Here is a 21,297-nt window from a genome sequence, read left to right as displayed (position 1 = left end):
GCGTACCGGCGGGCATCCAGGGGCAACGTCTAGCTGGCGTAGGACCGGAGCCGATCGGCGCGTTCGCCGTTGCGGAGCTTGGCCATCACTTCGCGCTCGATCTGGCGCACACGCTCCCGTGAGAGTCCGAACAGCTTGCCGATCTGGTCCAGGGTGCGCGGTTGGCCGTCGTCAAGGCCGAAGCGCAACCGGATCACCTGCTGTTCACGCTCGTCGAGCGTGGCCAGCACGTGGCGGATATCGGTGTGCAGCAGTTCGGAGATCACCGCGTTCTCGGCCGACATGGCCTCGGCGTCCTCGATGAAGTCACCGAGGGGGGCTTCCTCGTCGCTTCCGACGGGCATGTCCAGGCTCACCGGGTCGCGGCTGTGCTCGAGCAGATCGGTGATCTTCTCCACGGGGATGCCCGATTCGGAGGCCAGCTCCTCGTCGGTGGCCTCGCGGCCCAGGGTCTGGTGCATTTCGCGCTTGATCCGCGCGAGCTTGTTGACCTGCTCCACCAGGTGGACCGGCAGCCGGATCGTGCGGCTCTGATCGGCCATACCGCGGGTGATCGCCTGACGGATCCACCACGTTGCGTAGGTCGAGAACTTGAATCCCTTGGCGTAGTCGAACTTCTCCATCGCACGGATCAGTCCAAGGTTGCCTTCCTGAATCAGGTCCAGGAGCGGCATTCCGCGACCGGTGTAGCGCTTCGCCAACGACACGACCAGGCGAAGGTTGGCCTCCAGCAGGTGGCGACGAGCGGCCTCGCCGTCGCGGACCACGGCGCCAAGATCACGTTTGCGGTTCTCGCCCAACCGCTTCCGCGTGGCGAGCAGATGCTGCGCGTAGAGCCCTGCCTCAATGCGCTTTGCGAGCTCAACCTCGTCGGCGGCATTGAGCAAGGCCGTTTTGCCAATGCCGTTCAAATACACGCGTACGAGGTCGGCGGCTGGACTCTGGGCGTCCAGGTCGCCCTCGATGCGGCTAATGGTGGCATTCGCCATGACGGCCTCCTGATCGGGTCGAACTGTTCATGAGCTATAACGCCCATGTGCTCGTCAGAGTTCCCGAACATCGGCCGCTTCACACCTTCTGATCTGCGGTTATCCGATCTTGACCTGAGAATGTACTGAGAATAGAGCTAGAAAATCCTCAGCTAGGAACATCGCGAGGCGGCTCGGCCTCGGCAGATTGCCGCGTCGAGTGTGCGCGGTATTCCAGGGCCGGCCGTTCGGCTGTTGGAAACAGCGGAATTCGCCGTGTGGACTCATACCGGCGGGGCTCTTCGGCACGGCGCGGTGGACGATCGTTGGCGATCAGCACTGCCATCCACGGCAACGGGATCGACGCGACCAGGATCGCCACCGAGATGAGTCCGTTCTCCCAGATGCCGTATGCAACCGCGGCCCCGATCAACGCCGGCACCCGCCAGAACATCAGCTTGAGGTACCTGCGTACCCGCTCGCGGTGCTGGACTTCGTAAGAGGGCGCGGCGCGGGTTATCAGGACCGGCTGGCCGTCATCATCGAAACTCAGCTCGGGGCTTTGTTTCATACCTCCACTGTTCCACACTCGCGGTTGGCTGTACCTGTCGGAATTCTTACGGGCAAAATGGGTGGCATGCGAACCGAGACGATCGAACGCACCGACACCGACGAACAGGTCGACGACGGGACAGACAGCGACACCCCGAAGGTCTTTCACTACGTCAAGAAGGACAAGATCGCCGAGAGCGCGGTGATGGGGACGCACGTCGTTGCGCTGTGCGGCGAGGTGTTTCCGGTCACGAAGGCCGCCAAACCCGGGTCGCCGGTGTGCCCCGACTGCAAGCGAATTTACGAGCAGCTCAAGAAGTAGCGGCGTCTGGTCCCGCCGGCGACGCCGGCAATCCCGCCTTCGCATCTTCTGCGTTCGGTGCGGGCGGCTCGGTGCCGTTGAGCGACACGGCCTTGCCCTTCACCCACAACCGGAACCGTTTGGCGTGGGTGGGGGACGCGGGCCACTCCTCTTGGATCGCGGCGTTCAGTTCGGCGCCCAACATGATCGCGAAGCCGAGGAAGAAGGCGAACAACAGGAACGCGATCGGGGTCGCCAGCGCGCCGTAGGTGTATCCGGTGCTGGTGATCCATGTCAGGTAGAACCGCAGTCCCAACGTCGCAATCAGGAACACGACCGTCGCGAGTATCGAGCCCAGGACAAGTCGGTGCGAGGGCAGCGGTTCGGGCAACGACACCCGGTAGAGAATGGTGACCCCGACCAGCAAGGTGACGAACAGCAGCGGGTAGTAGCCGAAGGCCAGTACGTTGTCCCAGCTTTCGGGAAGCTTCTCGGCGATCTTGGGCGGCCCGAGCGCGACGAACGGCGCTGCCGCGATCGCCGCAACCAGCATTGCCACGTACAGGCCCAGGGCGAAGAAGCGCTGCCGCACGGGATGGCGCAGCGGTGTCTGGTCGTGGGCGTCGACGACGGAGTCGACAAACGACGAGATCGCCGACGAGCCCGCCCACAGCGAGATCACGAAGCCGATCGACACCACTTCGCCTCTGGCGCCCCTGACGATGTCGCGCACGGTCGGCGCGATGATCTCGTCAACGACGTTGGCGGAGAAGAAGCGCTCGGCCGTGCCGATCAACTGCTCCTGGATCGCCGGCAGGGTTTCCGGGCCGAACAACGGCGCGATGTAGGCCAGACTGCCCAGCATCCCCAGCAGCAGCGGGGGCAGCGACAACGCACACCAGAACGCCGCCTGCGCCGACTCGGAGAAGATGGAATCGTCCCAGGCTTTGGAAAGTGTGCGCCCGACGATGTGCCTGATGTGATGGCGCGATGGGGGAACCGGTAAGGGCTGGGACTGATCGCTCATGACCAGTCCAGCATTCCTGACGACGGTGAATCCCGCCCAGCCGGGCGACGGGCGTGTCGGGTGCTAGGCCTCCACCGGGCTGACTTGCAGCACCGCAGCGAGCTCCACCAGCTTGGCTTCGTGCTCGTTGGCGTGGTGCTGGCAGAACAGGAGTTCGCCGCCCGACGGGAGTGTTGCCCGTACGCGAGCCGCGGCCCCGCAGCGATCGCAGCGGTCAGCCTTTGTCAGTTCCGGGCTAATAAGCGTTGCGGTCATGGCACCTCCATCGATTGCTCGCGTATCTCTACTGTCTCAGACGCTTTCGGTTCTGGCCTTGTTCCCTAGGGGTTTACCGGTGTGTCGTGTCTCACCGTTACACCAAGTTGCCGACGAGGCAGGCTGGCGGTATGCAACCATCGTCGGCCGTTTTGGTCCACATTTGCGGTGCTGAAGAGTGGGGTTCGGCGCAGGCAGACGGCGAGCTCCGGCCCGCCTCGCTGGACACTAATGGCTTCGTGCATCTGTCCACGCCTGAGCAAGTGCATCTGCCTGCGAACCGGCTTTACGCCGGGCGCACCGATCTGGTGCTGCTTCGCGTCGACCCTGCACTGTTGTGCTCCCCGGTCCGCTGGGAACCGGGTGTTCCCTCTGATCCCGCTGGGATGGTGTTCCCACATTTGTTCGGACCACTACCCGTGAAGGCTGTGATTAGCGTCACCTCGTACCGGCCGGACGCGGACGGAAAATTCGCGGCGGTGTCGGCCTAGGGCTACTCGGCGACGTAGGCGTCGACCTCGATCTCGACCATCAGTTCGGGTGCGATGAGCGCCGTCACCTCCACCATGGTGGCGGCGGGCCCGATGTCCCCGAACACCTCGGCGTGCACCTCGCCGACCTCCGCCCACAGCGATATGTCGGTGACGAACATGCGAGTGCGGATGACGTCGGACATCGATGCACCCACTTCATGTAACGCAATATCTATGCGACGCAGCGCATCCCGAGCCTGCGAAGCAATGTCATCACCCGCCCCGGTGGTACCCGCCACCGCGATGTGCGGCCCGATCCGAACGGCCCGTGAATACCCGACCGTCGACTCGAATTCCGAGCCCGAGGACACGTTGCGCCGCAGCATCAGTACAACCTATTCGCGGTATTCGCCGGCGCAACAGGTTTACAGTCGCGCCCTTGACTGACAACCTAAACTCGCCATCGTGGGAATTCTGTTTGGCTTCGCGCCGTGGATCGTCTACTGGGTCCTGGTCGGCAACGTCCCGTTCGGAACCGCCGTGCTTGTTGCCCTGGCGGTCGCGATCGGATCATTCGTGATCGGCCGGATGAGGGGAGCGGCTGGGCGCACCCTTGAAATCGGGGCTGTCGGAACGTTTTTGATTCTGGCGGTGCTCACGTTCACCCTGAGTCAGTCGTTCATGGAGCAGTGGATTCAGCCGCTGAGCACCGCGGGGATCTTCCTCGTCGCACTCGGCAGCGTCCTGGTCGGCAAGCCGTTCGTCCGTGAGTTCGCCGAGGTCGGCCAGCCGAAAGACGTCATCGCGACGGATCTGTTCAAGAAGATCACCAACGTGTTGACCTGGATCTGGGTGGCCGCGTTCGCCGGTATGACGGTGTCGGCGGCCATACCGCCCATCGTGTACGGCCAGGCCACGATCCTGGACACGAAGACGCCGCTGTCATTCGTCTGCTATTGGGTCATTCCGTTCTCACTGCTGGGTCTCGCGGCGCTGGCGTCGCGCCTGCTGCCGGAGCGGATGGCTCCGCCCGAGGAGGAGATCGTCCGCAACACCACCTTCGTCGCATTCGCGGAGGCGGAGATCGACAACCTGATCTACCTCGCCACCGAGCACGCCAACCGCGAAGTCGGCGCGGGCAAGGAAGCCTTCGACATCAGGATCGGCAGCAAGGGTGTTCCGCTCGTCGGCGACGACACCCGCGAGTCGTGGCCCTCGACGTACAAGGTGCGCGAGAAGAAGCGCTAGGCCGGCGCAGCCTCCACGATCGACATCATCGGCGTCGCGGTGGGGACGACGCGGGTGAGCCGGAATCCGCATCGGGCCATCAGGTTGGCGAACTCTGCGCGGGTGCGCTCCCGGCCACCCGTTGAGACCAGCATTTCGGTGTCGAGGACGGCTCCCCAATTCGCGGTCGCCCGCTCGGGCAGTACGACTTCGAGCAGAAGCAGTCGGCCATTCGGGGCGATCGAGGTGCGAACGTTGCGCAAGATCTTCTCGGAGATGTCGTCGTCCCAGTCGTGGATGATCGACTTCAGCACGTAGGCGTCGGCGCCGTCGGGGACTGAATCCATGAAGGAACCGCCCTCGATCGCACATCGGCTCGTCACGCCTGCATCGTCGAGCAGCGGGCCTGCGCCTGCGACGACGGACGGAAGGTCGAAGAGCACGCCGCGCGCTGTCGGGGCTGACTGCAGGATGGCGCTCAGCAGCCGGCCGTGGCCTCCTCCGACGTCGACGATGAGGCGAAATGCCGAGAAGTCGTAGGCGGGCACCACCAGGCCGTTGGCCAACGACGCCATCGTCGACATCGCATCGTTGAAGAGTGCGGCCTGCTCGGGCGCCTCATCGAGATGGTCGAAATAGGGCTTGCCGTAGAGCTTTTCGGGCGCCGGCAGGCCTGTCTGCACCGAGTGCAGCAGTTCGCCCCACTCCGCCCAATGCTCGGGCGAGCCGATGAACAGGACCATCGATCGGATGGAATCGGGGACGTCGGCGCGCAGGGCCTGGCCCATCGCGGTCAGCTCGAACGTGCCGTCGGCGCGGTGGTTGAACACCGACCGGCCCGCCAGCATGCGCATCAAGCGGAACAGCGAATCGGGGTGAGCGCCCACCTTCGCGGCAATGTCGTCGGCCGTTCTGGGTCCATCGGCGAGCTCGTCGGCGATGCCGAGCTTGGCCGCGGCGTAGAGAGCTTGGCTCACCCAGGCGCCCTGTGCGGTCTCCAGTAGTGCGACGTTTCGGGGAACCATCGCTCCGGTCACCTTCTGCAGCGCGGTGCGCGCGGAATCGACGATACGGGCGATGCGGACAGGCGGTACTTTCGCAGGCTTCTCGGGCACGAGTCGCCACCATACCGACCGGTTACGAACCGGCCAAGTGCTAGTCGAGGTAGTCGCGCAGGACCTGAGAACGGCTGGGGTGCCGCAACTTCGACATCGTCTTGCTCTCGATCTGGCGGATGCGCTCGCGGGTCACGCCGTAGACCTGACCGATCTCGTCGAGAGTGCGCGGCTGGCCGTCGGTGAGGCCGAACCGCAGCCGCACCACACCCGCCTCGCGCTCGGAGAGCGTCTCCAGCACCGATTGCAGCTGATCCTGCAGGAGGGTGAACGACACCGCGTCGACGGCGACGACGGCCTCGGAGTCCTCGATGAAATCGCCCAGCTGGCTGTCACCCTCGTCGCCGATGGTCTGGTCCAGCGAGATCGGCTCACGCGCGTACTGCTGAATCTCCAGCACCTTCTCGGGCGTGATGTCCATTTCCTTGGCGAGCTCTTCGGGCGTGGGCTCGCGGCCAAGATCCTGGAGCAGCTCGCGCTGGATGCGTCCGAGCTTGTTGATGACCTCGACCATGTGCACCGGGATGCGGATGGTGCGCGCCTGGTCGGCCATGGCGCGGGTGATGGCCTGGCGGATCCACCACGTCGCGTAGGTCGAGAACTTGTAACCCTTGGTGTAGTCGAACTTCTCGACCGCACGAATCAGACCGAGGTTGCCTTCCTGGATGAGGTCCAGGAATGCCATGCCGCGGCCCGTGTAGCGCTTGGCCAGCGACACCACCAGACGCAGGTTCGCCTCCAGCAGATGGTTTTTCGCGCGGTCGCCGTCGCGGCAGATCCACGCCATGTCGCGGCGATCCTTCGGCGAGTACTTCTCGCCGCGGTCGGCCTTCTCGGCCATCAGCTGGGTGGCGAACAAGCCTGCCTCGATGCGCTTGGCGAGCTCGACCTCTTCTTCGGCGTTGAGCAGCGCCACCTTGCCGATCTGCTTCAGGTAGGCACGCACCGAGTCGGCCGACGCCGTCAGCTCGGCGTCCTTGCGGGCCTGCCGCAGCGCCTCGGATTCCTCTTCGTCCCAGACGAAGTCGCCGGATGCCTTGTCCTTCTCGCTGGGTTCGGCGATCTCGTCGTCGTCGGCGGGCGCAGCCGCCTTGACCTTGGCGGCCGGTTTGGCGGCCGCACCGTCCTCGGACTCCGCGGCGGGGGCGTCACCCTCGGTCGTGTCGTCCTCGACCTCGAGATCGGTCAGGTCGATGTCGGCCTCGTCCACCTCGATGTCGCCATCGGGCTCAGCCTCGGTTTCGACGCCCTCGGCGTCGGCGTCGGTCTTGGTCGCGTCCGGCTCAGCGGAGGTGGCCTTCTTGCCCCGTCCCCTTGCGGCGGGCGCCGCATCGGCCTTTGCGGCTCGTTTGGCAGGCGCGGCTTTCGCGGGGGCAGTCTTGGCCGCCTTGGCGGGCTTGGTCGCGGTGCTCGCCTTCGTGGCGGTCGCCTTGGTGGCCCGCTTGGCGGGCGCCGATCCGTTGGCGGACTTGGCTGCTGCCTTCTTGGCCGCGGTCTTGGGAGCGGTGCGCTTCACCGGCTGATCGGTTGCCGGGCTTGCCGCCTTGGTCGCTGCCACGTACACCCTTTCGTCTCGCTTTGTTCCGGTGGGCAGTGGGGATCCCACCGCAGGTTGGGATCGTGCGCCATCGAAAAATGTCGGCTGTCGAATATCGGCGGTTTGATTCGCCGCTTATCCGGGCTGCGGCCGCCGTCGTCCATTGTAACGACAGTGTGTGCCACTGCCGCGCTGAGCGGCAAATTCGTTGGTTTGGGCGCGGCTACTTCCCAGTAGCGGTGACGTCGATCTCCGCGGCCATGGCGGCGCCGACGATGCCTGCGGTGTTCTGCAGGGCCGCGGCGACCACAGGCGTGCGGTTCTTCAGCAGCGGGACCCATTTTTCGGCTTTACGGCTGATGCCACCGCCGGCGATGAACAGGTCGGGCCAGATCGCGTTCTCGATCGCGACCAGCACCTTCGTCACCTCTTGGGTCCAGCGCTCGTAGCTCCAGTCCTTCTTTTCCTTGACCGAGGAGGCCGCGCGGTGCTCGGCTTCCTTACCGCCGACCTCGAGGTGGCCGAACTCGGTGTTGGGCAGCAGCACACCATTGTGAATGACGGCCGAGCCGATGCCCGTGCCGAAGGTCAGCAGCACGATGACGCCGGTGTTGTCCCTGCCGGCGCCGAACCTCTCCTCGGCCAGGCCGGCCGCATCGGCATCGTTGAGCACGGTGACCTGTTGCCCGTCGAGCGCCTTGCTGTAGAACTCGCTCACATTACTGCCGATCCAGCTCTTGTCGACGTTCGCCGCGGTGTGCACGATCCCGTCGGACACCACACCGGGATAGGTGACGCCGACCTTGTCGGTCCAGCCGAACTCGCGGACGACGGCAGCCACGGTCTTGCTGACGGCGTCGGGCGTGGCGGGCTGTGGGGTCTCCAGCTTGAACCGGTCACCGATCAGCAGCCCGGTGTCGAGGTCGACGATGCCGCCCTTGACGCCGCTGCCGCCGACGTCGATGCCGAAGCCGCGCCGCTGGCCGCCTTCAGCGGAGGACGCAGCGGATGAATCGGTGGCTGTCATGGGCACTCCTCTAGTTCAGCCCGGCAGTGCGACGCGCCACACACCTTAATGGCTCGGGAAAACTCATGTGCGGCAGTCGTGCAACCGGTTGGCGACCGGGGGTCCCGCGTATCGGCGAACTGTGTTGCGATAGGCAGGTGGTCGAAAATCTGACCGATCCCGAAGGACTGCGTTCGGTTGCCGAGCGATTGGCCACCGAGGCGGCGGCGTTCGTGCGAAAGCGTCGCGCCGAGGTCTTCGGCGATTCGCCGACAACGCAGAACACCACCTCGCCGGTGCGGGCCAAGAGCACTCCGACCGACCCCGTGACCGTCGTCGACACCGAGACCGAGGCGCTGTTGCGTGACCGGCTAGCCGTCCTGCGCCCCGGGGAGCCCGTCCTCGGCGAGGAGCAGGGCGGGTCGGCGGACAGCCGCGACGGACGGCTCACGTGGGTGCTCGACCCCATCGACGGCACCGTGAACTTCGTCTACGGCATCGAAACGTATGCCGTGTCGGTCGCCGTACAGCGCGATGGTGCGTCGGTGGCCGGGGCCGTCGCGAACGTGCCGACCGGGGCGCTGTACTCCGCCGCGGCGGGCCACGGGGCGCGGCTACAGCGCGGGGGAGTCACGACTGTGCTGCAGGCCAGCAGCGCCTCGGAGCTGTCAATGTCGTTGGTAGGCACCGGTTTTTCCTATTCCGCCGAGCAACGGACGCGGCAGGGCGAGGTCCTGGCCACGCTTTTGCCCGCCGTCCGCGACATTCGTCGTCTCGGATCGTGTGCACTCGATCTCTGCATGGTGGCCGCAGGCGGCCTGGACGCCTACTACGAGGACGGTGTGCATGTCTGGGACTGGGCCGCGGGCGCGCTCATCGCCGCCGAGGCCGGCGCGGTGCTGCGGCTGCCGCCCGCTGACAACACGCCGGGGTTCATCGTCGCGTCGGCCCCCGACGTTGCCGACGAGCTGGCCGCCGCGCTGAAAGAAGCCGGGGCCCTCTAGGTCGCGAAACCCGTTGATTGTCAGCGGAATACGCGCTTAGCAGGTGGTCGAGTGAATCTTACTCAATAGCGCGGGGTCGGCCGACTGCGTGGCGTCCGGACGAAGGCTCGCGAGGACCGCTTCGATGTCGTCGCTGCGGCTCAGGTCGGAGAAGTCGGTGCCGATCGCGAGATCGACGGTGTCGTCGGTGCGATCGTCCTCGAACAGCTCCGTGCACGGTGCGACAAGCCAGACCGAGGCCGCGGCCGCCCGCCCGGACGGCCCGAACCGGATCTGGCCCTGGCATGTCAGCCGCGTGTTCGCGTACATGTCGTCGTTCGCCGCGCTCGGCTCGGCGTAACCCAGGTCGCGCAGTGCGCCTGCCACCTCGGCGGCCTGACCGCCCTGTCCACTTGCGTTGAGCACCCGGATCGTGGTGTCGGCGAGCTTGGCGGGGGTGACATCGATCATCTCGCTGCGCGTGACGCGCTCGCCGAGGGCCGTCGGCGGGGTGTTCGGGTCCGCCGGTGCCGGCGGGGGATTGCACGCGGCGGTCTGCTCGACATCGACCGGTTGATTCAGGGCGATGACCCATACCGTCAACGTCACGACGGACAGGGCGACGAGCAGCAAAATGCCCGGCAGGTAGTTGCGACGCCGGAATGGGCGACCGTCCTTGTCGAATGCCGTACCCTCTGTGATTTGCGCGACCACGAGAGCACTCTAGAGGCCCCGTCGCTGCGACCTTGCGGTGGCATCGACGAGAGTGTGATGTAAATCACAGTGCAACGTGTTTCATTACGGGCACGAATCATTTGGTGGATGCGTTCGACGCTGGTACAAAGCTCTGCTGCAAGGTTTGATGGAGGGGACGAGAAATGGCTACCGATTACGACGCCCCGCGGCGCACCGAAACCGACGATGTCTCGGAGGATTCGCTGGAGGAGCTGAAGGCGCGGCGTAACGAGGCCCAGTCGGCGGTGGTTGACGTCGACGAGTCCGAATCCGCTGAATCATTCGAGCTGCCGGGCGCCGACCTGTCCGGCGAGGAGTTGTCGGTGCGGGTCGTCCCGAAGCAGGCCGACGAGTTCACGTGTTCGAGCTGCTTCCTGGTGCATCACCGCAGCCGTCTGGCCAGTGAGAAGAACGGCATGATGATCTGCACGGATTGCGCGGCCTGACGGGGTCAGGCGTTCAGGGCGGACAACACGCGCTCGGGGCGACGGCAACTCACAAGCCAATACGGCGTCGGATCGTCGGGGTCGTCGAGAACCAGAAGAATCATCGGGCCCACCCATGCCTTGTGTACGACGTAGGCGGCCGGGTCCAGCTGACGGCCGAGCGCCGACGACTTGGCGCTGCGCGGCACCTCGGCCAGCCGGGAGACGACACTGACGGGCAGATGGGCGTCGCCGACCCACAGTTCGGTATCGCCGCCGGTGTCGATCACTCGCACCTGGGTCTTGCCGAGCAACAGCAGCGCCACCGCGGCGACCGGCATCAGGACGGCGTAGGGCACCCACAGGGGCAGGGCGGGCACGCCCTGGTTGACCTCGAGCGCGATCAGCCCCGCCAACCCCAGTCCGGGCAGCCACCACCACCACGGCACCATCAGCCGTTCGCGGTAGCGCACGGTTTGGGACGTGGCGCGCGTGTCGGACACGCGGCCAAGAGTAATCTCTGACGTCGTGTCCACCACTCTCGCGGTCGTGCGCCTGGACCCTGATCTGCCGATGCCGAGCCGTGCCCATGACGGGGACGCCGGCGTCGACCTCTGCAGCGCGATCGACGTCGAACTGCCGCCCGGCCATCGTGCGCTCGTGCCGACCGGCATCGCGGTCGCCATCCCTTACGGCATGGTCGGGCTGATTCATCCGCGTTCGGGTTTGGCTGCCCGCGTGGGACTTTCGATCGTGAACAGCCCAGGCACGGTCGACGCCGGATACCGCGGCGAGATCAAGGTGGCGCTGATCAACCTCGACCCCGCCGAACCGATCGTCGTGCACCGGGGAGACCGGATCGCACAGCTTCTGGTTCAGCGAGTCGAACTGCCCGAGCTGGTTGAGGTGACCTCCTTCGACGAGGCCGGCCTGGCAGAAACTTCCCGTGGCGACGGCGGCCACGGTTCCTCCGGCGGACATGCGAGTTTGTGAAATGGCATTCGGTAAGCAAAAAGGCGACGTGAGCGACGAGGCCACCTCGGCAGCCGACGTCGAGGACGACCTCGACGGCCCGTTCGACATCGAGGACTTCGACGACCCGACGACCGCGACGGAGGGCCGCCTCGATCTGGGGTCGGTGCTGATTCCGCTCCCGGAGGCCGGACAGGTTCAGGTGGAGCTCACACAGCAGGGTGTGCCGAGCGCCGTGTGGGTCGTCACGCCCAACGGCCGCTTCACCGTCGCGGCCTACGCAGCACCCAAGACGGCGGGGTTGTGGCGTGAGGTCGCTTCCGAACTGGCCGAATCGCTGCGCAAGGACGCCACCGAGGTCGCGATCAAGGACGGCCGGTGGGGCCGTGAGGTCGTCGGTGCGGCACCGGGCCAACAGGGCGCCGGCGTGGTGCGGTTCATCGGCGTCGACGGATATCGCTGGATGATCCGTTGCGTTGTGAACGGACCCGAGGAGAACGCCGACGCGCTGGCCACAGAGGCGCGAGACGCGTTGGCCGACACAGTGGTTCGCCGGGGCGAAACCCCGCTGCCGGTGCGCACCCCACTTCCCGTGGAGCTGCCGGAACCGATGGCGAACCAACTGCGGGCGGCCGCCGAACAGGCCGCGGCCCAACAGGGGCAACCGACTGGCGACCAACCGCCGGCCCCGCCGACGCCCGCCGCACGTCGCAGCGAGCAGGGGTCCGCGATGCAGCAGTTGCGGACCATCACCGGCGGCTAGGCCTCCAGCAGCGCGGACACGCACGCGGCGCCAAGCACCGCCGGGTCGGCTCCCAACTCGTCGAGCGTGATCGTGCGCAACGCCGCACGCGGAGCCGCCGCCATCCACTCCACGCCGACCTCGACGGGGTGCACGGGATCGTCGGTTGCCGCGACGATCCCCATGGGGACCGCGAGCCGCTCCAACTCGCTGCATGTGGGCGCCACGTACGTCGCGGCGGCTTCCATCGCATCGGGCAGCGCCGGCCACTGGCCGACCCATGATCGCGTCAACTCCTCGGCCAGCCATAGCGGGCTGCCCGCCCGCATCTGCGCCGTGGCCGATGCCAGCCCGTCGCGACGCAGCACACTTGCTGAGTAGCGCGCAGCTACCGCCGCGGGCGCCGAGTCGGGCGCACCCGTCCATGCGGGCAGGGCCGCGAGGACCGCGACCGCGCGGTCGGGATGGGCAAGCGCCCACGCGGCGGACACCGCGGCGCCTATCGAGACCCCGCCGACGGCGATCGGTGCCGTGCGTGCGGCGTTGTCCAACGCGTCGCGGTAGCCGGCGACGAGGCGCTCCGGTTGGGGCTTCGGGGTGACGACGATCGCACCCGCATCGTGCAGGGCGGCCGAAAACGCCCGGTAGACGTAGTCGTCGTCAGATCCGGTGCCCGGCAGCAGCACCGTCGTGACACCCGAAAGAGAGACCGCCATCACACGATGATGGCCTGCGGACACTGCGATCGGCGCGTCGACCCACCCCGCGTGGCAGATCGGAACCAACAGGTCTAGCGTGGCGTTGATTGGGGTACTAGATCAACGCTAGATCTGCTGGACGTCAGGAGAGACCATGGCTACGGCCGAAGGGTATCTACGCCGACTCACTCGGCGGCTGACGGACACCCCTGAGCAACTCGACGTCGAAGAGCTCACCGACGAAGCCGAGAGCACAGGCGCCCAGAAGGCGATCGACTGTCAACGCGGCCAAGAGGTGACCATGGTCGGCACCCTGCGCAGCGTCGAATGCAACGGCAAGGGCTGCGCCGGTGGCGTCAAGGCCGAACTGTTCGACGGGACCGACACCGTGATGCTGGTCTGGCTCGGCCAGCGCCGCATCCCCGGCATCGAATCGGGTCGCACCCTCAAGGTGCACGGTCGGGTCGGCAAGTTGGACAACGGCTCAAAGGCGATCTACAACCCGCACTACGAGATCCAGAAGTGAGTGACCCCGGCACCGACCCGGGGAAGCGTTCCACCAAGGCCCACGCCGTCCTCGAGCAAATGGGTGGCATCAGCGGCCTGATCTATTCATCGTTGCCCGTCGTGGCGTTCGTACCGGCATCGCAGTTCTTCGGGCTCACCGCGGCCATCATCTCGGCCCTCGGCGTGGCAGCCGTCATCCTCGTGTGGCGGCTCGTGCGTCGCGAGTCCACCCAGCCGGCGATCTCCGGCTTCATCGGCGTCGGAGTCTGCGCACTGATCGCCTACTTCATGGGCGAGTCCAAGGGCTATTTCCTGCTTGGCATCTGGTCGTCGCTGGTGTGGGCGGCGGTATTCACACTCTCGGTACTGATCCGCCGTCCCGTCGTGGGGTACGTCTGGGGCTGGGTCAACGATCACGACCGCGACTGGCGCACGGTCCGCAAGGCCGTGCTCGCGTTCGACATCGCGACGATGGTCTGGGTGGTGGTGTTCGCATCCCGCTTCGTCGTGCAGCACCGTCTGTATGACACCGATCAGACAGGCTGGCTTGGCGTCGCCCGTATCTCGATGGGCTGGCCGTTGACGGCGGTGGCGGCGCTGGTGACCTATCTGGCGATCCGGACCGCACAGCGCGCGATGCACGCGTACGACGCCGCGGAAGCCCTGGAGGCGCAAGCCCTCCCGGAGGACGCACACAGCGAGAATCCGGGCGTGGCGCAGCCGGATGCGCGCTGAGGCCGCCGACACTGACAAACCGCTCATTGCGGTCGCCGTGCTGGCCTCTTTCGTCGCCTTCCTCGACGGATCCGTGGTCAACCTCGCATTGCCCGCGATCGGCCGGGAGTTCGCGCATGAGGGCCTTGCCGGCCTGGCGCTGCAGCAGTGGGTGGTCGACGGTTATCTGCTCACCCTCGGCGCGCTGATCCTCGTCGCGGGCGCCATCTCGGACCAGTTCGGGCGGCTCACGGTGTTGCGGATGGGCCTCGCGGTTTTCGCCGTCTCCTCGGTGCTGTGCGCGATCGCGCCCACCGGCTGGGTGCTCGTCGCCGCGCGGTGCGTTCAGGGCGTCGGCGCGGCGTTCCTGGTGCCCAGTTCGCTTGCGATGATCAACGCCCGCTTCTCCGGTGCGGCCCAGGCTCGTGCAATCGGTACCTGGACCGCCTGGACCGGAACGGCTTTCGTGATCGGCCCACTGCTCGGCGGAGTGTTGGTCGACGCATTGAACTGGCGGTGGATCTTCGGGGTCAACATCGTGCCGCTGGCGATCACGCTGTACCTGACGACCAGGTTGCCTGCGGAAGAATTCCCCTCCTCGGACCGGTCGGCCCGCATCGACTTCGTCGGGGCGGCGCTCAACGCGCTCGGCCTCACCGGTGTGGTGTATGCCCTCATCGAAGGCCAGCGGCTGGGCTTCTCGTATCCGGCGGTGGTGGTCGGACTCGTCGTCGGTCTCGCGTGTCTGACCGCGTTCCCCTTGTGGGAGTGGCGAACCCCCGAGCCGATGATGCCGCTGCAGATCTTCGCGGCCCGCAATTTCGCGGTCGGAAACCTCGCGACGGTGTTCCTCTACGCCGGGGTTTCGCTCGGCTTGCTCGTCATAGGGCTGTTCCTGCAGGAGACCGCGGGCCTGTCAGCCCTTGCGGCCGGACTGGCCACCCTGCCGGTCCCTGTGCTGTCGTTCCTGTTGGCCCGCCGGTTCGGCACGCTGGCGGGCGCCCACGGGCCGCGGCTGTTCATGGCGGTCGGGCCGCTGATCGCGGCGGTCGGCTATGTGCTGATGTCCAGGGCGGGCGAGCCGTTCGACTTCTGGACGCAGATGCTGCCCGGGCTCGTGGTGTTCGGTCTCGGTCTGACGATCACGGTGTCGCCGCTGACCGCGGCCATCCTGGCCGCCGTGGATCCCGCGCAGAGCGGTATCGGTTCGGCGGTCAACAATGCGCTCTCGCGCATCGCGGGTCTGATCGCCATCGCGTTCACGGGCGTAATCATCGGTGGCGCCGTCGATTTCGAAGGCTTTCGGCAAGGCATGCTGGTGACGGCCGGGCTGTTCACGGTCGCTGGATTGATCTCAGGCCTGGGCATTCGCAACGAACAGTGCGACCCCGAGCGCGTCTCCGCGGAATCGACGGCACAGTGTCATGACCGGGCGGCCCCACCGCCGGCGTACATCCCGAAGTGAGTCAGCGCGCCTCGGGATTGAGGAGCAGTTCCTGCAGTCGTTCCTCGACCTCGGTGACCGCGACGAAGAGAAGCTCGTCGCCGCCCTCGAGCGGTTCGTCGCCCTCGGGCACGATCACCCTCGGTCCACGCAGAATCGTCACCAGTGTGGCGTCGCGGGGCAGATCGAGGCGTTTGACGGGCTTCCCGCCCCACGGGGTGTCGTCGGGCAGCGTGATCTCGACCAGATTCGCCTGGCCCTTGCGGAACTCCATCAACCGCACCAGGTCGCCGACGGCGACGGCCTCCTCCACGAGTGAGGCCAACATGCGTGGGGTGGAGACGGCCACGTCGACACCCCAGTTCTCGTCGAACAGCCACTCGTTGCGCGGATCGTTGACCCTGGCCACCACGCGAGGCACGGCGAACTCGGTCTTGGCAAGCAGGCTGACCACCACGTTGACTTTGTCGTCGCCAGTCGCGGCGATGACGACGTCGAAGTCGTGGAGCTGCACCGATTCCAGCACGGTGAGCTCGCATGCGTCGCCGAGGCGCCAGTGCGCCGCAGGGATCGCATCGACATCGATGTGGTCGGGGTTGCGTTCCAGGAGCGTGACGTCGTGGCTGTCGACGAGCTCGCGGGCGATGGACCGGCCGACCGCGCCGGCTCCGGCGATGGCGACTCTCATTACGCTTCGACGTCCTCACTGGGCGGCAGCGCCGCTATCGCCAGCGCTTCGGCGATATGCCCGGCGATAGCGGCCATGAAGACCAGATCGCCGGCCTGGACGACCGTCTTCGGCTCGGGCAGCAGGCCTTCGCCGAATCGGATCACGAACGCCACGCGGCCGCCTGTGGCGGTCTCGAGGGCGGTCAAGCGATGACCCACCCATTGCTCATGCAGTGAGAGTTCGGTCACACCGACATTCCCCGTCGGGTCACGCCACTTGGTGGTCTCGGTTTCGCGGGTGAGCACGTGGAGCAGCCGGTCGGTCGTCCACGGCACGGTGGCCACCGTGGGGATGCCCAGCCGTTCGTAGACCGCGGCGCGTTTTGCGTCGTAGATACGGGCCACGACGCGCTCGACGCTGAACGTCTCGCGGGCAACGCGCGCCGAGATGATGTTGGAGTTATCGCCCGAGGACACGGCCGCGAACGCCCCTGCGTCTTCGATCCCTGCCCGCAGCAACACATCGCGGTCGAAGCCCATGCCGAGCACCCGCTCGCCGGGGAAGTCGGCGGACAGACGGTGGAAGGCGGTGCTGTCCCGGTCGATGACCGCGACGTCATGGCCGATGCGGGCCAGACTGTCCGACAGCGACGCGCCGACGCGGCCGCATCCCATCACCACTACTCGCACCAGTTGGTCCTTTCCGGTCGAACCTGCGCACTCGGAACGCTACAACCATTCACTCCTGCGCTTACTCTTGGCACTCGTGTCAAAGCTTTCGACCGTCACGAGGCGGTTGGTCCTGGGCAAGCCGTTCCGCAGCGACAAGCTGTCGCACACCCTGCTGCCCAAACGGATCGCCCTGCCGGTGTTCGCCTCCGACGCACTGTCCTCGGTGGCATACGCCCCGGAGGAGATCTTCCTGGTGCTGTCGGTTGCGGGTCTGACGGCTTATTCGATGACGCCCTGGATCGGGCTGGCGGTGGCGGGGGTCATGCTCATCGTGATCGCGAGTTACCGGCAGAACGTGCACGCATATCCGTCGGGCGGTGGCGACTACGAGGTGGTCACCACCAACCTCGGCCCGACCGCGGGCCTGACGGTGGCGAGTGCGCTGCTGGTCGACTACGTGCTGACGGTCGCGGTGTCGATGTCCTCGGCGATGTCGAACATCGGGTCGGCGGTGCCGTTCATCAACCAGCACAAGGTGATCTTCGCCGTCATCGCCATCCTGGTCCTGGCGTCGATCAATCTCCGCGGGATCCGGGAGTCCGGTACCGCCTTCGCGATTCCCACCTACGCGTTCATGGTCGGCGTATTCATCATGCTCGCCTGGGGGTTCTTCCAGATCTTTGTTCTCGGCACAGAGCTGAAGGCCGAGTCGGCCGATTTCGAGATGCACCCGGACCACGGAGAAGTCCTCGGTTTCGCGCTGGTTTTCCTTGTCGCGCGGGCCTTCTCGTCGGGCAGTGCGGCGCTGACCGGGGTCGAGGCCATCAGCAACGGCGTCCCGGCGTTCCGCAAGCCGAAGTCGCGCAACGCGGCGACGACGCTGGCCCTACTCGGCGGCATCTCCATCACGCTGTTCATGGGAATCATCATGCTGGCCAAGGAAACCGGCGTGCAGATCGTCGAGCATCCAGAGACGCAGTTGGTCGGTGCTCCGCCCAATTATCACCAGAAGACCCTCATCGCCCAGCTCGCCGACGCAGTCTTCCACGACTTCCCGATCGGGCTGTACCTGATCGCCGGCGTCACGGCGCTGATCCTGGTGCTGGCCGCCAACACCGCCTTCAACGGGTTCCCGGTGCTGGCGTCGATCCTGGCCCAGGACCGTTTCCTGCCCCGGCAGCTCCATACCCGCGGCGACCGGCTGGCGTTCTCCAACGGCATTCTGTTCCTGGCGTTCGCCGCTGTCGCCTTCGTCGTCGCATTCCGCGCGGAGGTGACCGCGCTCATCCAGCTCTACATCGTCGGGGTGTTCGTGTCGTTCACACTGAGCCAGATCGGCATGGTCCGGCACTGGACACGACTGTTGCGCACCGAGACCGAGCCCGTCGTGCGCGCCAAGATGAAGCGCTCCCGCGTGATCAACACCATCGGATTCGTCTGCACGGGAACCGTTTTGATCATCGTGGTGGTGACGAAGTTCTTGGCAGGTGCCTGGATTGCCATCTTGGCAATGGGTGCGCTGTTCCTCATCATGAAGTCGATCCAGAAGCACTACACCACCGTGGCACGCGAACTGGAGGAACAGGCCGCGGCCGAGGCCGACAGCATGGTGCTCCCGAGCCGTAATCACGCGATCGTGCTGGTGTCCAAACTGCATCTGCCGACGATGCGAGCGCTGGCCTACGCCAGGGCTACCCGTCCCGACGTGCTGGAGGCAATCACCGTCAGCGTCGATGACGGGGAGACGCGTGCGCTGGTGCACAAGTGGGAAGGCAGCGATATCAGCGTGCCGCTGAAGGTGATCGCCTCGCCGTACCGAGAAATCACGCGCCCGGTACTCGACTACGTCAAACGGGTCAGCAAGGAGTCGCCACGCACCGTCGTGACGGTGTTCATTCCCGAATATGTGGTCGGTCATTGGTGGGAGCAGGTGCTGCACAACCAGAGTGCGCTGCGCCTCAAGGGCAGGCTGCTGTTCGAGCCGAACGTGATGGTGACATCGGTTCCGTGGCAATTGAGTTCGTCGGAGCGGCTCAAGACGCTTCAGCCACAGTCGGCTCCGGGCGACGCACGCAGGGGCTTCCTGGATTGAGCGTCGACGGGACGAACGACGAACCGGCGGGTGCGCCGTCGGAGCTCACTTTGACTGTGGGACCGGCTGCGAACGGCGGCAGCTGTATCGCTCGCCACGACGGTCGTGTGGTGTTCGTCCGCTACGCATTGCCGGGTGAGACGGTCCGGGTCCGTCTGCGAGACGGCGTCTCCGACCGCGGATCGTATTGGCACGCTGACGTCGTCGAGGTGATCGAGCCGTCTGCGGACCGCGTCGACTCGATCTGCCCGATCGCCGGTGTGGACGGGGCTGGCTGCTGCGATATGGCGTTCGCCGAGCCCGCCGCTGTTCGGCGGCTCAAGGGCGCGGTGGTCGCCAACCAGTTGGTCCGGCTTGGCGGATACGTATGGCGTGACGAGGACGACGCCGTGGCCGAGTCGGTGGGTGATCGCGGCGCGACGGGCTGGCGGACCCGGGTGCGCTTGGACACCTCACCGGAGGGCCGAGCGGGATTTCATCGCTATCACAGCGAGGAGCTGGTCGACGACCTCGGCTGCGCACAGCTGCCGCCCGACATGCTCGACGGCATTCACAGCTGGGTCTGGCCGTACGGCGCCCACGTTCACGTGGCGGTCGACGATGACGGGGAGCGGCACGTGGTGCAGTCGGGGCCGCGGGAAGGCCGCAAACTCACCACTCACGTGATCGAGGGCCGATACGAGGCGGTGCAGCGGGTCGGGGCCCGCGAGTGGCGGGTGCCGGTGACCGCGTTCTGGCAGGCGCACCGCGACGCCCCGCAGATGTACAGCGATCTGGTGGCCGACTGGGCCCAGCTGGGTGAGGGTATGACCGCCTGGGATTTGTACGGTGGCGCAGGCGTTTTCGCTGCGGTGCTGGCGCAGGCCGTCGGTGAGACCGGGAGTGTCGTCACTGTCGACACATCGCGCGGGGCGTCACGGTCGGCACGCACGGCGCTGGCCGACCTGGGATCGGTGTCCGTGGTCACCGACTCCGTACGGCGCGCGCTGGCCTCGCAGCGACAGCAGCCCGATGTCGCCGTTCTCGACCCGCCGAGGTCGGGGGCCGGCCGCGAAGTCATCGATCTGCTGGCCGACGCGCAGGTGCCCCGGGTGATTCACATCGGTTGCGAGGCAGCCTCGTTCGCCCGCGACATCGGGCTCTACCGTGCGCATGGATATTCGGTCGAGGATCTACGCGTCTTCGATTCGTTTCCCTTGACGCACCATGTCGAGTGCGTCGCCGTGCTCACCCGCTGACTCCGATGCCGACGTGCGGGCATTCCGGTCGCAGAGCGACCACCTACTGAGGGGCGAGAAAGTTTGCAACGGCTTCGGTTATGCCGGCTCGAGCTTGCCCGATCCAGTAGAGGTGCGTCGGCGCAGTCGACTCGTATAGATAGGACTGCGGGATGGTCGCCACGAAGTTCTCGGCATGGCGAAATGAGGCGCCACCGTCCGACCGAGAAGCGGTGACCAGCGTGGGAGTCGTTATTGATGCCTGAATGCGAGCGCGATAATTGCTCTGTCGACGGCTGGCCTGGCCGACGTCATTGACGAATCCATAGCCCGAGTCCATGGCGTTGAACGTAGCCCGCGCGGAATTTCGGTCGGCAAGCGACATTTGCGGCCACCACTGGTCTTCCGGCAGACGCGTCAGTGACTTCATCATGGTCTTCAACCCCGCATCGCTGGTTACGAGCCGGCGAATTGCGGCCCAGGTCAACTTCTGTGTCGCCGGGCCGAACACGAGGGGGACTGCAGCGCGTTCGTGCCAGGTATCGGGATAAGGCAGTGACGAAGGCGCGCAACTGTGCAAAATCAGTCGCGGCGCGAGGTCGGGCTCCGACGCGACGGTGTGGATGGCCTGCAGCCCGCCGAAGGAGACACCGACTGCGGCGACTGACCGTTCGATCTGCAACTGGCGGCACACATCGACGATGACCGTCGTGAATTCAGCGGCGGCGAGACGGCCCACATCTGTGCGCCCATACCCGGGCCGTGAAAAGGACAGCACCCCGTGCCCGAGTTCTGTGTAGATGTGCTCGCCGATCGGTGTCGCTGCAGTTGTGTGTCCGCCGGGAAACAACAGCACGGGAGGCTTGCCTGCAGGCAGATATCTGACTTCGACCGGTCCGGCGTCGGTGATCACGATCTGGCTGTGCGACATCAGATTTCATTTCTGGGTGCGTCGGATAGTCCTCA

General features: G+C 66.1%; 26 protein-coding genes. 12 read left to right on the top strand and 14 right to left on the bottom strand.

Annotated elements, in window-relative coordinates:
* Positions 1 to 29 precede the first annotated feature (29 nt).
* Together AB4Z42_RS21020 and AB4Z42_RS21015 are read right to left on the bottom strand one after the other, a co-directional pair.
* The gene (locus AB4Z42_RS21020) at positions 30 to 989 is read right to left on the bottom strand and encodes a sigma-70 family RNA polymerase sigma factor (RefSeq protein ID WP_442011149.1); all 960 of its coding nucleotides are present in this window, start codon (positions 987 to 989) and stop codon (positions 30 to 32) included.
* A 148-nt stretch (positions 990 to 1,137) separates the two neighbouring features.
* Entirely contained in the window at positions 1,138 to 1,539 is a 402-nt protein-coding gene (locus tag AB4Z42_RS21015; protein WP_442011148.1) for a DUF3099 domain-containing protein, read from the bottom strand.
* Between the two features lie 66 nt (positions 1,540 to 1,605).
* Between AB4Z42_RS21015 and AB4Z42_RS21010 the strand changes: the two genes are divergently transcribed.
* Positions 1,606 to 1,842: a DUF3039 domain-containing protein gene (locus AB4Z42_RS21010; RefSeq protein WP_442011147.1), complete on the top strand. Its 237-nt coding sequence runs from the start codon at positions 1,606 to 1,608 to the stop codon at positions 1,840 to 1,842.
* Here the strand turns inward: AB4Z42_RS21010 and AB4Z42_RS21005 are convergent.
* The gene (locus AB4Z42_RS21005) at positions 1,832 to 2,848 is read right to left on the bottom strand and encodes a YihY/virulence factor BrkB family protein (protein WP_442011146.1); all 1,017 of its coding nucleotides are present in this window, start codon (positions 2,846 to 2,848) and stop codon (positions 1,832 to 1,834) included. The two genes, AB4Z42_RS21010 and AB4Z42_RS21005, sit on opposite strands and share 11 nt — an antisense overlap.
* Before the next feature lie 63 nt (positions 2,849 to 2,911).
* Positions 2,912 to 3,103, bottom strand: coding sequence for a DUF7455 domain-containing protein (locus tag AB4Z42_RS21000; protein ID WP_442011145.1), 192 nt, complete (start codon positions 3,101 to 3,103; stop codon positions 2,912 to 2,914).
* A 131-nt stretch (positions 3,104 to 3,234) separates the two neighbouring features.
* On the opposite strand from AB4Z42_RS21000, the gene AB4Z42_RS20995 reads away from it, so the two are divergent.
* On the top strand, positions 3,235 to 3,594 hold the full coding sequence (locus tag AB4Z42_RS20995; protein WP_442011144.1) for a DUF952 domain-containing protein: 360 nt from the start codon (positions 3,235 to 3,237) through the stop codon (positions 3,592 to 3,594).
* 2 nt (positions 3,595 to 3,596) lie between these two features.
* Here AB4Z42_RS20995 and AB4Z42_RS20990 read toward each other — a convergent pair whose 3' ends face one another.
* Positions 3,597 to 3,962 carry a RidA family protein gene (locus AB4Z42_RS20990; protein ID WP_442011143.1) on the bottom strand — a complete coding sequence of 122 codons (366 nt, stop codon included), beginning with the start codon at positions 3,960 to 3,962 and terminating at the stop codon, positions 3,597 to 3,599.
* Between the two features lie 79 nt (positions 3,963 to 4,041).
* Between AB4Z42_RS20990 and AB4Z42_RS20985 the strand changes: the two genes are divergently transcribed.
* Complete coding sequence (locus AB4Z42_RS20985; RefSeq protein WP_442011142.1) at positions 4,042 to 4,824, top strand: hypothetical protein; 783 nt, start codon at positions 4,042 to 4,044, stop codon at positions 4,822 to 4,824.
* Here the strand turns inward: AB4Z42_RS20985 and AB4Z42_RS20980 are convergent.
* From AB4Z42_RS20980 to ppgK, 3 genes are all read right to left on the bottom strand, one after another.
* A complete protein-coding gene (locus tag AB4Z42_RS20980; protein WP_442011141.1) occupies positions 4,821 to 5,918 on the bottom strand; it encodes a methyltransferase in 1,098 nt (365 codons plus the stop codon). The two genes, AB4Z42_RS20985 and AB4Z42_RS20980, sit on opposite strands and share 4 nt — an antisense overlap.
* A 40-nt stretch (positions 5,919 to 5,958) precedes the next feature.
* Positions 5,959 to 7,476 (bottom strand): RNA polymerase sigma factor, encoded by a 1,518-nt coding sequence (locus AB4Z42_RS20975; protein ID WP_442011140.1) that lies wholly within the window; start codon positions 7,474 to 7,476, stop codon positions 5,959 to 5,961.
* A 202-nt stretch (positions 7,477 to 7,678) separates the two neighbouring features.
* Entirely contained in the window at positions 7,679 to 8,482 is an 804-nt protein-coding gene (gene ppgK, locus AB4Z42_RS20970) for a polyphosphate--glucose phosphotransferase (protein WP_442011139.1), read from the bottom strand.
* A 137-nt stretch (positions 8,483 to 8,619) separates the two neighbouring features.
* Here ppgK and AB4Z42_RS20965 point away from each other — a divergent pair, with 137 nt between their 5' ends.
* Positions 8,620 to 9,465 carry an inositol monophosphatase family protein gene (locus tag AB4Z42_RS20965; protein ID WP_442011138.1) on the top strand — a complete coding sequence of 282 codons (846 nt, stop codon included), beginning with the start codon at positions 8,620 to 8,622 and terminating at the stop codon, positions 9,463 to 9,465.
* 36 nt (positions 9,466 to 9,501) lie between these two features.
* On the opposite strand, the gene cei is transcribed toward AB4Z42_RS20965, so the two are convergent.
* Complete coding sequence (gene cei, locus AB4Z42_RS20960) at positions 9,502 to 10,158, bottom strand: envelope integrity protein Cei (RefSeq protein WP_442011137.1); 657 nt, start codon at positions 10,156 to 10,158, stop codon at positions 9,502 to 9,504.
* A 164-nt stretch (positions 10,159 to 10,322) separates the two neighbouring features.
* Here cei and AB4Z42_RS20955 point away from each other — a divergent pair, with 164 nt between their 5' ends.
* The gene (locus tag AB4Z42_RS20955; RefSeq protein WP_442011136.1) at positions 10,323 to 10,625 is read left to right on the top strand and encodes a DUF4193 domain-containing protein; all 303 of its coding nucleotides are present in this window, start codon (positions 10,323 to 10,325) and stop codon (positions 10,623 to 10,625) included.
* A 5-nt stretch (positions 10,626 to 10,630) separates the two neighbouring features.
* Here AB4Z42_RS20955 and AB4Z42_RS20950 read toward each other — a convergent pair whose 3' ends face one another.
* Positions 10,631 to 11,107, bottom strand: coding sequence for a DUF3093 domain-containing protein (locus tag AB4Z42_RS20950; protein WP_442011135.1), 477 nt, complete (start codon positions 11,105 to 11,107; stop codon positions 10,631 to 10,633).
* Between the two features lie 25 nt (positions 11,108 to 11,132).
* Here AB4Z42_RS20950 and dut point away from each other — a divergent pair, with 25 nt between their 5' ends.
* Positions 11,133 to 11,597 carry a dUTP diphosphatase gene (dut, locus tag AB4Z42_RS20945; RefSeq protein ID WP_442011134.1) on the top strand — a complete coding sequence of 155 codons (465 nt, stop codon included), beginning with the start codon at positions 11,133 to 11,135 and terminating at the stop codon, positions 11,595 to 11,597.
* Between the two features lies 1 nt (position 11,598).
* Positions 11,599 to 12,339, top strand: coding sequence for a DUF3710 domain-containing protein (locus AB4Z42_RS20940; protein WP_442011133.1), 741 nt, complete (start codon positions 11,599 to 11,601; stop codon positions 12,337 to 12,339).
* Here AB4Z42_RS20940 and AB4Z42_RS20935 read toward each other — a convergent pair.
* The gene (locus AB4Z42_RS20935; protein ID WP_442011132.1) at positions 12,336 to 13,034 is read right to left on the bottom strand and encodes an alpha/beta hydrolase; all 699 of its coding nucleotides are present in this window, start codon (positions 13,032 to 13,034) and stop codon (positions 12,336 to 12,338) included. The genes AB4Z42_RS20940 and AB4Z42_RS20935 overlap by 4 nt on opposite strands.
* Positions 13,035 to 13,170: 136 nt before the next feature.
* Here AB4Z42_RS20935 and AB4Z42_RS20930 point away from each other — a divergent pair, with 136 nt between their 5' ends.
* The 3 genes from AB4Z42_RS20930 to AB4Z42_RS20920 are packed head-to-tail and all read left to right on the top strand — an operon-like array spanning position 13,171 to position 15,702.
* Positions 13,171 to 13,542 (top strand): OB-fold nucleic acid binding domain-containing protein, encoded by a 372-nt coding sequence (locus AB4Z42_RS20930; protein WP_442011131.1) that lies wholly within the window; start codon positions 13,171 to 13,173, stop codon positions 13,540 to 13,542.
* The gene (locus tag AB4Z42_RS20925; protein ID WP_442011130.1) at positions 13,539 to 14,258 is read left to right on the top strand and encodes a DUF3159 domain-containing protein; all 720 of its coding nucleotides are present in this window, start codon (positions 13,539 to 13,541) and stop codon (positions 14,256 to 14,258) included. The genes AB4Z42_RS20930 and AB4Z42_RS20925 overlap by 4 nt, the downstream gene beginning before the upstream one ends.
* Positions 14,248 to 15,702 carry an MFS transporter gene (locus AB4Z42_RS20920; protein ID WP_442011129.1) on the top strand — a complete coding sequence of 485 codons (1,455 nt, stop codon included), beginning with the start codon at positions 14,248 to 14,250 and terminating at the stop codon, positions 15,700 to 15,702. Before AB4Z42_RS20925 ends, AB4Z42_RS20920 begins: the two co-directional genes overlap by 11 nt.
* 1 nt (position 15,703) lies before the next feature.
* Here the strand turns inward: AB4Z42_RS20920 and AB4Z42_RS20915 are convergent, their stop codons facing one another.
* Together AB4Z42_RS20915 and AB4Z42_RS20910 are read right to left on the bottom strand one after the other, a co-directional pair.
* Positions 15,704 to 16,369, bottom strand: coding sequence for a potassium channel family protein (locus AB4Z42_RS20915; protein WP_442011128.1), 666 nt, complete (start codon positions 16,367 to 16,369; stop codon positions 15,704 to 15,706).
* A complete protein-coding gene (locus AB4Z42_RS20910; RefSeq protein WP_442011127.1) occupies positions 16,369 to 17,040 on the bottom strand; it encodes a potassium channel family protein in 672 nt (223 codons plus the stop codon). Before AB4Z42_RS20910 ends, AB4Z42_RS20915 begins: the two co-directional genes overlap by 1 nt.
* Before the next feature lie 76 nt (positions 17,041 to 17,116).
* On the opposite strand from AB4Z42_RS20910, the gene AB4Z42_RS20905 reads away from it, so the two are divergent.
* Both AB4Z42_RS20905 and AB4Z42_RS20900 read left to right on the top strand, forming a co-directional pair.
* Positions 17,117 to 19,114, top strand: a complete 1,998-nt coding sequence (locus AB4Z42_RS20905; RefSeq protein WP_442011126.1) for an APC family permease — start codon at positions 17,117 to 17,119, stop codon at positions 19,112 to 19,114.
* The gene (locus AB4Z42_RS20900) at positions 19,111 to 20,352 is read left to right on the top strand and encodes a class I SAM-dependent RNA methyltransferase (RefSeq protein ID WP_442011125.1); all 1,242 of its coding nucleotides are present in this window, start codon (positions 19,111 to 19,113) and stop codon (positions 20,350 to 20,352) included. Before AB4Z42_RS20905 ends, AB4Z42_RS20900 begins: the two co-directional genes overlap by 4 nt.
* A 43-nt stretch (positions 20,353 to 20,395) precedes the next feature.
* Here the strand turns inward: AB4Z42_RS20900 and AB4Z42_RS20895 are convergent, their stop codons facing one another.
* Entirely contained in the window at positions 20,396 to 21,262 is an 867-nt protein-coding gene (locus AB4Z42_RS20895) for an alpha/beta fold hydrolase (protein WP_442011124.1), read from the bottom strand.
* Between the last annotated feature and the right edge of the window lie 35 nt (positions 21,263 to 21,297).

Source organism: Mycobacterium sp. 2YAF39 (assembly GCF_052114565.1).
Lineage (GTDB): Bacteria > Actinomycetota > Actinomycetes > Mycobacteriales > Mycobacteriaceae > Mycobacterium.
Note: the sequence above shows the minus strand (reverse complement) of the source record. Positions and strands in the feature narration are given on the sequence as shown.

Excerpts from the sequence above, each read along its gene's own strand:
- AB4Z42_RS21020 (WP_442011149.1), bottom strand. The coding sequence starts at position 989 with ATGGCGAATGCCACCATTAGCCGCATCGAGGGCGACCTGGACGCCCAG.
- AB4Z42_RS21015 (WP_442011148.1), bottom strand. The coding sequence starts at position 1,539 with ATGAAACAAAGCCCCGAGCTGAGTTTCGATGATGACGGCCAGCCGGTC.
- AB4Z42_RS21010 (WP_442011147.1), top strand. The coding sequence starts at position 1,606 with ATGCGAACCGAGACGATCGAACGCACCGACACCGACGAACAGGTCGAC.
- AB4Z42_RS21005 (WP_442011146.1), bottom strand. The coding sequence starts at position 2,848 with ATGAGCGATCAGTCCCAGCCCTTACCGGTTCCCCCATCGCGCCATCAC.
- AB4Z42_RS21000 (WP_442011145.1), bottom strand. The coding sequence starts at position 3,103 with ATGACCGCAACGCTTATTAGCCCGGAACTGACAAAGGCTGACCGCTGC.
- AB4Z42_RS20995 (WP_442011144.1), top strand. The coding sequence starts at position 3,235 with ATGCAACCATCGTCGGCCGTTTTGGTCCACATTTGCGGTGCTGAAGAG.
- AB4Z42_RS20990 (WP_442011143.1), bottom strand. The coding sequence starts at position 3,962 with ATGCTGCGGCGCAACGTGTCCTCGGGCTCGGAATTCGAGTCGACGGTC.
- ppgK (WP_442011139.1), bottom strand. The coding sequence starts at position 8,482 with ATGACAGCCACCGATTCATCCGCTGCGTCCTCCGCTGAAGGCGGCCAG.
- AB4Z42_RS20955 (WP_442011136.1), top strand. The coding sequence starts at position 10,323 with ATGGCTACCGATTACGACGCCCCGCGGCGCACCGAAACCGACGATGTC.
- AB4Z42_RS20940 (WP_442011133.1), top strand. The coding sequence starts at position 11,599 with ATGGCATTCGGTAAGCAAAAAGGCGACGTGAGCGACGAGGCCACCTCG.
- AB4Z42_RS20935 (WP_442011132.1), bottom strand. The coding sequence starts at position 13,034 with ATGGCGGTCTCTCTTTCGGGTGTCACGACGGTGCTGCTGCCGGGCACC.
- AB4Z42_RS20930 (WP_442011131.1), top strand. The coding sequence starts at position 13,171 with ATGGCTACGGCCGAAGGGTATCTACGCCGACTCACTCGGCGGCTGACG.
- AB4Z42_RS20920 (WP_442011129.1), top strand. The coding sequence starts at position 14,248 with ATGCGCGCTGAGGCCGCCGACACTGACAAACCGCTCATTGCGGTCGCC.
- AB4Z42_RS20915 (WP_442011128.1), bottom strand. The coding sequence starts at position 16,369 with ATGAGAGTCGCCATCGCCGGAGCCGGCGCGGTCGGCCGGTCCATCGCC.
- AB4Z42_RS20895 (WP_442011124.1), bottom strand. The coding sequence starts at position 21,262 with ATGTCGCACAGCCAGATCGTGATCACCGACGCCGGACCGGTCGAAGTC.